General features: G+C 53.7%; 1 CRISPR repeat array.

Annotation, left to right across the window (positions count from 1 at the left end):
• Positions 1–480: direct repeats of the CRISPR family, unit length 32 nt; unit sequence TCTATCAGGGGTAATGAGAACTGAACCCCAGC.
• The last annotated feature ends 60 nt before the right edge of the window (positions 481–540 follow it).

The raw sequence follows: 540 nt of genomic DNA on the forward strand, positions 1-540 counted from the left end.
TCTATCAGGGGTAATGAGAACTGAACCCCAGCTGAGGGTGATGATTGTTTTGCCGAGTCCGAAGTCTATCAGGGGTAATGAGAACTGAACCCCAGCTCCTGAGTTGCCTGGTTCCTCATCGTCCGAAGTCTATCAGGGGTAATGAGAACTGAACCCCAGCACCTGCACTTCCTGCCGGACGGCTATAAGAAGTCTATCAGGGGTAATGAGAACTGAACCCCAGCCCTCCCGCTTACGGCGGGGTTTCTGCATGAAGTCTATCAGGGGGAATGAGAACTGAACCCCAGCTTGTCGTATCCCCGCTCGGCGGTTGTGCGAAGTCTATCAGGGGTAATGAGAACTGAACCCCAGCACCTAGTCGTCCGCACCGCCATGGTCCAGAAGTCTATCAGGGGTAATGAGAACTGAACCCCAGCTTGTCGTATCCCCGCTCGGCGGTTGTGCGAAGTCTATCAGGGGTAATGAGAACTGAACCCCAGCGTTGAATTCCGTGATGTGCCGACAAGCTGAAGTCTATCAGGGGTAATGAGAACTGAACCC

The sequence above is a fragment of the Corynebacterium sp. HMSC074H12 genome (assembly GCF_001813755.1).
Classification (GTDB): domain Bacteria; phylum Actinomycetota; class Actinomycetes; order Mycobacteriales; family Mycobacteriaceae; genus Corynebacterium; species Corynebacterium hiratae.